Here is a 4,824-nt window from a genome sequence, read left to right as displayed (position 1 = left end):
GCCGATGCCACCGTCCAGCTCAGCGGCGGCAAACTGGCCACGCGTGCGCCAGCAGTGTTGACATCCCACCAATCCAGACGCAGGCCGTCCAGGCGCACGGCACCTTCGCGCGAAGGCACCAGCGAGAACTTGCGGGTCAGCTTCACCCGCGGCCGGCCGTTGACGAAACTTTCGTCGGCCTGGACCGGATCGGCGAACACCTGCACCCCGTCGACCGGCGGCAATTGCAGATCCGGCAGCTGCGCCAGACCGGCGCCGTCGACCGTGGCCTCGACCACGATCGTCGCCGCGTTGCCCATGCGCAGTTGCTGCGGCGTCGTGCGATAGCGCAGATCCAGACTGCGCAGCGGCAACCACGGCTGCGGCGCGTTGGCCGGCACCGCGCGCACATTGAGCGTGCGCGGCTTGCTGCGCGCGTGCTGGGGCGTGCCGGCGTCGCCGGTGAGTTGCTCGAGCAGGCCCGGCGTGCTGCGGCCGTCGAACAACGCCGGCGGCACCGACATCCGGCCGCTGCGTTCGGGCACCAGCAAGTAGCGGCGCTCGACCACGGTGTAGGTGCGCCCGCCCAGGTTGCGTTCGTACTGGGCGTCGTCGCCGACCTTCATCAGCGACGCGCCGTCGGGCACCGGTTGATCGAGCTTGCCGCTGGCGATGGGAATCGCCGCGTACAAGCGCACCAGCCAACCCACCGCCTGCTGCACGTAGGGATTGTCGTCGTCGGGGATGACTTCGACGAACACGTCCGCGCCGGTCGGTTGCGGCGGCGGCTCCGGCGCCGCGGCGGGCGCGCCCTGGACGTACAGCACCAGCGGCTGCGAGCGCCCGCCGCCGACCCGCAGCGACGGAATCGTCAGCCGGCCCGAGCGCAGCGGACGCAGGGTCATGGTGTAGCGGGTGTGCACGATCAGGCCGCCGTTGCCGGGCGCCATGCGCGTGGCGATGTCGCTGTTGCTCAGCGAGAAGTCCGCGGCCAGCGGCGCATAGTCGGGCAGATCGCCGAGCATCTCGCTGGTCTCCAGGCGCAAGGTGACCGTCTCGTCGGCGCGGATGCTGTCGCGGTCGAGCCAGGCGCGCACCTGCGCGAACGCGCTGGCGCTGAAACCGGCCAGCAGCAGGCACAGGACGAGTTTGAGCAAGTAACGCGGCATCGGCCTCAATCTCCTCTCAACGCCTGCATCTGACGCCGGGCGTATTCAATCTTGAATTTTTCGCGCAGCAACGCGCCCGGATCGTCGGGCACGCGCTTGAGCCAGGCATCGTTGGCCAGCTTGCGCTCGCGCTGGGCCGGGGTCGGCGTGGGTTCGCGCTCGCCCTTGGGGCCGGCCTTGTCGTCCTTGGCTTGCCGCTCCAGTTCGCGCTGCATCTGCTCGCGCTGCGCGGCATCGGCCTTGCGCTGCGCTTCCGGATCGGTCGGCGGCGGCTGGCCGGACTGCGAATCGGCGGGCGACTGCGGCGGTTTGTTCGGATCGGGTTGGTTCGGGTTGGGCTTGTTGGGATCGTTTTTGCCGGAGCCCGAGGGCGACTGGGAGCCGTCGGACGGCTTGTTGTCCTGCGACGGATCGCCGTTGGGTTTGGGCTGCTTGCCGTCCTGACCCTCGCCCTTCGGCGGCGGCTTGCGCTTCATCGCTTCTTCGACCGCGCGCTTGTTGGCGATCGCATCGGCCATGCCGGGCTGCTGCTTGAGCGCGCGGTCGTAGGCCTGGATCGCTTCAGGGTATTGCCCCTGTCGCGCCAGCGCATTGCCGAGGTTGTACTGCGCATCGGCGCCGTCGGCGCGCTTGTACAAACCGGCGGCCTGTTCGAAACGGCCTTCGCGATAGGCGCGATTGCCTTGCTCGATGCGTTCGTGCCCGGCCTGATCGGCGCGCTGCCACAGCGACTGGGCCTGACCGGGCGCCATCGGCAACCACAAGCACAGCAACAACGCCGCGGCGGCGCCGTTGCGGCGGCGGAAACCGAACAACGCCAGCAGCATCAGCAGCGGCAACAACCAGTAGCCGTCGTCGTCGCGCGCCAGACTCTTCTCGCCCTGCTTGGCGCCGATGTCGGCGTTGCTCGGCGCGAGCACGCCGAGCGCGCGCAGGTCGCTGTCGTCGCGGGTGATCGGGCGGTAGTCGCCCTTGCCCTTGGCCGCCAACTCGCGCAACGACTCGGTGTCCAGGCGCGCCATCACGATGCGCCCGTCGGGCCGTTGGAACGGCGCGCCGGCGTTGTTCCCCAGCCCCAACACCGAGACCCGGTAACCGCTGGCGGCGGCGACGCTGGCGGCGCGGTGCTCGCGCGGATCGGCGCGATCGGTGATCAACAGAATCTGTCCGCGGGCGAAACCGGCCTGGCGCAGCAACCGCGCCGACCATTGGATCGCGCGATCGGCGCGCTGGCCATCGCCGGGCATGATGTCGGGCGCCAGCGCATCCAGGAACACCCGCAGATTGCGCGGATCGTCGGTCAACGGCGCGACGGTGTAAGCGTCGTCGGCGTACACCACCAAGGCGATCTGGCCGCCGCTGCGCAACGACAGCAGCGAGCTCAATTTGGCCTTGGCCTGAGCCAGGCGGCTGGGCGGCAGATCGGCGGCGAGGGTGCGGCTGGACAGATCCAGCGCGATCACCAACGGCATGCTGCCTTGCCACAGCGGCTGCTCGCTGCGCGACCAACTCGGCCCGGCCAGCGCCAGCACCGCGATCAGATACGCCAGCGCCGCCGCCACCGCGGCGACACGCGAACGCCGATCCATCTGCGACTCGAGCAAGTGCGGCAACAGGTGCGCATCGACCCGGCCGCGCCAGACATTGCTGAGCCGGCCGCGACGCGCCCACAACCAGGCCAGCGCCGGCAACGCCAGCAGCGCCCACAACCACTGCGGGCGCAGCCACGCCAGCGGCGCCAGATTCTCGAACAGGCCCGCGCTCATGCTTTCCTCCGGCGCGGCCACAAATACGCCAGCAAGGCCAGCGCGAACGCGCCGGCCAGCGGCCAGGCATAGCGTTCGATCCGCGGCCGCACCGATTTGCCCGGACGCGTTACCGGTTCCAGGCGATTGATCTCGGCATAGATGCCGACCAACTGCGAGGTGTCGCGCGCGCGGAAGAAGCGCCCGCCGGTGAGCTGAGCGATGCGCTGCAACGCGCGCTCATCGACTTCGGCGCCGCCGCCGGGCGTGGGGACTTTGATCCCGAACAACGACATCGTGCCGTCGCCGCCGAAGGCGATAGTGTGGATGCGCACGCCTTCGTCGCGGGCGATTTCGGCGGCGCGGTTGGGATCGGGGGTGCCGGGCGTGTTGACGCCGTCGGTGAGCAGGATCAGCACCCGTTCGTCGCTGGGTTGATCGCGCAGACGGCGCACGGCCAGACCGATGGCTTCGCCGATCGCGGTTTCCTGCCCGGCCAGTCCGACCAGGCTGTCCTGCAATTGATCGCGCACGGTGTCGCGGTCCAGCGTCAGCGGCGCCAGCACATACGCGCGATTGCCGAACACCACCAGTCCCACGCGGTCGCCGGCGCGGCGATCGAGGAAGTCGGCGAGCACGGCCTTGGCCGCGGTCAACCGGTCCACCGATTGCCGGCCCAGGGTCATGTCGACCTCGCTCATGCTGCCCGACAGATCCAGCGCCAGCATCATGCCGCGGCCCACCTGCGGCGGACGGATCGCCTCGCCCAGTTGCTGCGGCCGCGCCGCGGCGATGCACAGCAGCGCCCAGGCGATCCACGCCAAAGTGCCCGCGCCGCCGCCGCGCAAGCTGCGCCCGCCGGCCGCGGCGACCGCGTCCAGGCGCGCGCCGAACGGCACTTTCAACGCCGCCGAGCCGTCGCGCGCGGCCGGCAACAGCCAGCGCACCAACAACGGCAACGGCAGCGCCGCCAACAGCCAGGGCCAGGCGAAGGATTCGCTCAACATCGACGACCAATCCGCCATCAGTTCGCGCCCATCCATTGCATGAACCGGCGCCGGGCGATTTCGCGCAGCTGCGCCACTTGCGCCGGATCGACCTCGCGACGGTAACCGCCATCGAGCAACAGCCGGCCGCTGCCTTGAGCGAAATCCTGGCGCTTGCTGCCGCGATCGAGAAATTCCAGCCATTGATCGCCCTGCAGGCGATCGGCGCCGCGGTCGCGACGACGCGCGGCGCGGCGCAGCAGTTCCGACATCGCCGCGACTTGCGCGGCCGGGGTCGGCGCCGCGTCCAGCGCGCGATAGAAGATTTCCGCCATTTCGCGCCGTCTGCGCGAACGACGGCGATGCCAGAGATACCCGGCCAAGCCAAGCAACGCGACCGCGGCGATCACCATCCACCAACCCGGCGCCAGCGGCCACCACGACGGCGCGCCGGGCAAATGCACATCGCGCAGAATCAACGGCGCGGCCATCACGCCACCAGCGGCCGCGAGCGGCCCAGCAGCGGCAGCCAGGATTCGCTGGCGTCCTGGGTCGACAAGGCCTGCACGCGCACGCCGCGCACCGGCAGTTTTTCCAAGGCCACTTGCACCGGCGCGACGAAACTGTCGTGCCAGCGCTGGCGCTGCGCGTCCACGCCCAGATCCAACTCGACCCGCTCGCCGTCGCGACTGAACGGCAACGGCCCGCGCGGCGGCTGGATTTCGATCGGGTCGGTCAGCAGCAGCACGATCACTTCATGGTGTTGCGCCAGCACCGCCCAACGCCGCTGCGGCAGCGCCGCGACGCTGGCCGGATCGGCCAGCACCACCAGCCGCGAACCGGGGCGCAGCAGACGCGCGGCGTGATCCAGCGCGACCTCCAGCCCCGCGTCCTCGGCCGGCGGCTGGGTGTACCAGCGCACCATCGCATCGAGCACGCGCAAGG

At 70.3% G+C, this 4,824-nt stretch carries 5 protein-coding genes; all 5 read right to left on the bottom strand.

Features of this window, described 5'->3' with window-relative positions:
- The coding region (locus tag V7787_RS52195; protein WP_336095359.1) for a BatD family protein at positions 1-1,148 on the bottom strand (1,148 nt) is incomplete at its 3' end.
- 5 nt (positions 1,149-1,153) lie between these two features.
- A complete protein-coding gene (locus tag V7787_RS52190) occupies positions 1,154-2,914 on the bottom strand; it encodes a VWA domain-containing protein (RefSeq protein WP_336095358.1) in 1,761 nt (586 codons plus the stop codon).
- Positions 2,911-3,936, bottom strand: a complete 1,026-nt coding sequence (locus V7787_RS52185) for a vWA domain-containing protein (protein WP_336095357.1) — start codon at positions 3,934-3,936, stop codon at positions 2,911-2,913. Before V7787_RS52185 ends, V7787_RS52190 begins: the two co-directional genes overlap by 4 nt.
- Positions 3,918-4,370, bottom strand: coding sequence for a DUF4381 domain-containing protein (locus V7787_RS52180; protein ID WP_336095356.1), 453 nt, complete (start codon positions 4,368-4,370; stop codon positions 3,918-3,920). Before V7787_RS52180 ends, V7787_RS52185 begins: the two co-directional genes overlap by 19 nt.
- A partial coding sequence (locus tag V7787_RS52175) for a hypothetical protein (protein WP_336095355.1) occupies positions 4,370-4,824 on the bottom strand: 455 nt, incomplete at its 5' end. The genes V7787_RS52175 and V7787_RS52180, both read right to left, overlap by 1 nt.

The organism is Pseudomonas sp. CGJS7, assembly GCF_036961695.1.
This window is presented reverse-complemented; position numbering and strand designations above follow the sequence as displayed.